Source organism: Sphingopyxis panaciterrulae (genome assembly GCF_014199295.1).
In the GTDB taxonomy this organism is placed as follows: Bacteria; Pseudomonadota; Alphaproteobacteria; order Sphingomonadales; family Sphingomonadaceae; genus Sphingopyxis; species Sphingopyxis panaciterrulae.
On record NZ_JACIJH010000032.1, the window covers coordinates 1 to 2,634 of the forward strand.

General features: G+C 64.4%; 2 protein-coding genes. Both read right to left on the bottom strand.

The window, feature by feature from the left end:
- Window positions 1-99: 99 nt before the first annotated feature.
- Window positions 100-936 carry an IS21-like element helper ATPase IstB gene (gene istB, locus FHR21_RS20610; protein WP_184101813.1) on the bottom strand — a complete coding sequence of 279 codons (837 nt, stop codon included), beginning with the start codon at window positions 934-936 and terminating at the stop codon, window positions 100-102.
- Entirely contained in the window at window positions 933-2,447 is a 1,515-nt protein-coding gene (gene istA / locus FHR21_RS20615; protein WP_184101815.1) for an IS21 family transposase, read from the bottom strand. The genes istB and istA overlap by 4 nt, the downstream gene beginning before the upstream one ends.
- Window positions 2,448-2,634: the final 187 nt, after the last annotated feature.

Consider the following 2,634-nt stretch of genomic DNA (forward strand, 5'->3'; position numbering starts at 1 on the left):
TGTAGCGCGACAAACTGGATGAGAAGTTGCGACGATCAGGATGAGAAGGTCTGACCGCGACGGTTCCGTTTTGGTGTGTTTGCTTGTCGCTGGCAAGACCTATGTCAGGGTTTGATTGTCGGGGAGCGACACGCCGGTATTTTTGATTGTCGCGACCTTTGCGGGCCGACCTGCGCCGTGCTGCTTACGGTCGATCGCGGCGCGGCGCCGATAGCTTTCGACGTTCATTTCGAAGATGGTGGCGTGGTGCACGAGGCGGTCGACGGCGGCGAGCGTCATGGCGGGATCGGGGAAGACCCGGTTCCATTCGCCGAACGGCTGGTTGGCGGTGATGAGCAGCGAGCGCCGCTCGTACCGCGCGCTGATCAGCTCGAACAGGACCGAGGTTTCGGCCTGATCCTTGGCGACATAGGCGAGGTCGTCGAGGATCAGCAGATCGAAGCGATCGAGCCGATGGATCGCATTTTCAAGCGCGAGCTCGCGGCGCGCGACCTGAAGCTTCTGGACGAGGTCCGAAGTCCGGGTGAACAGCACGCGCCAGCCCTTTTCCACAAGCGCGAGCCCGATCGCCGACGACAGATGCGATTTGCCCCCGCCGGGCGGGCCGAACAGGATCAGGTTGGCGCCGTTTTCAAGCCAGCTGTCTCCCGCGCAGATCGCCATGACCTGCGCCTTCGATATCATCGGCACCGCGTCGAACTCGAACGTATCGAGCGTCTTTCCCGGCAGCAGTTTCGCCTCGGCAAGATGGCGCTCGATCCGGCGCCGGTCGCGTTCGGCGATCTCATGCTCGGTGATCGCACTCAGGAAGCGCGCCGCGGGCCAGCCCTCCTTGTCGGATCGCTCGGCGAACGTCGGCCAGAGCTGCTTGATTGTCGGAAGTCGCAGCTCATTGAGCATCAGGGTGAGCTTGGTCGCGTCGATGTCCTGGATCATGCCATTTCCTCCGCGCGAGGAGCCAGCAGCGCTTCATAGGCGGAGAGCGGGGCAAGCTCGACGATGACCTCGGGCAATGCCGCGGGGTCGGGCGCGAACCGCGCACGCAGCGCGGCCATGTCCGGCATGCCCTGCGGCGTCGCCAACAGGGATTCCAACACGCCAGCAAGCTCGGCCTCACAGGCCCGCTCATGGGCAAGGCTGAGCAACTCGACCATCGTCCGGCACGCCATCCGATCGGCGAGCCGGTCGATCAGCCGGTCGAACATGCGCCGATAGGCCTCGCGCGGGAAGAGCTGGTCCCGGTAAACGAGGTTCAGCAGCGCCATCGGTTTACGCCGCAGCGCATGGATGACATGGCGATAATCGACAACATGATCATGCTTGCCTTTGCGGTCGGCGCGACCGCGCGGCAGGGTGAACAGGGGCGTGCCGCCGAGGAACAGCTCAAGCCGGTCGTCGTAAAGCCTTACCCTGAGCCGGTGACCGATCAACCGCGAGGGTACCGTGTAGAACACCTTGCGCAGCGTGAACCCGCCCGAGGACGTCACCATGACGAGCACCTCTTCATAATCGCTGGTGCGCAGGCCCGGCAGCGACTGAAGCACCGCCCGCTCGGCGTCGATGCGCTTCGCGCTCCGCGCATTCTTGCGCGCGACGATCTCGTCGATGAAGCGTCGATATTCCGCAAGCTCGTCGAAGTCGGCCGATCCGCGCATCAGCAGTGCGTCACGCACCGCCGCCTTCAGATGCGCGTGCGCGCTTTCTATCGCGCCATTCTCGTGCGCAACGCCGCGGTTGTTGCGGGTCGGCTCCATCCGATAATGGCGGCACAGCGCGTCATATCTGCGCGTCAGATCCTCGCGCGCCGACGCATCCAGATTGCGGAACGCCGCCGACAGGCTGTCGCTGCGATGCTCACGCGGCGCCCCGCCCAGCGCCCACAACGCATTTTGCAGACCCTCCGCCAGCGCGACATAGCTCTCGCCGCCAAGGATCACATGGGCATGCTCAAAGCCCGAACAGGCGAGCCGGAAGTGATACAGCCGGTGGTCGAGCCCCACCCCGGCGATCCGTACACCCAGATCGGCCATGTCCGTAAAGTCCGACAGCCCCATCCGCCCCGGCTCGTGCACCTGGCGGAACATCACATCGCGATCCGGGCCCTGCAGCGCTCGCCAACTGCGAATCCGACGCTCCATCGTCCGCCGCACACCATCGGGAAGCTCAGGATGACGACGCTGCATTTCTTCGAACACGGCCACGGCTCGGATCCCCGGCGCACTCTCCAGGAGCGGCACCACCTCGCTGTCGAAGATATCCGCCAGCGGATCGGGGCGACGGCGACCGCGCGGCGCCTTCCTTTGCGAAGGAAGCCGCATATCTGCCTCCAGCCGATACGCCGTCGCCGTGCTGAACGCCGCACACGCCGCCGCGCTGCGCGGCGACACTGTCTGTCTCATCTTCATATAGTATCTCACCTGATGATCGTTGATATGGCTCCCAGGCACCGCGTCTCCCCTTCCGAAGAAGGCGCCACCTGGCAGGTCACGATCACCAAAGCGCCCTTCCAGAAGAAAAGACGCCTGCGGCGGTGTGTCTGTCGCTCCTCGGGGCTTCGCCCCTCGTCCCGACAGACACACCGCCGCCATTCTCATCCTGATTGTCGGCAATTCTCACCCTGATTGTCGCGCAGCA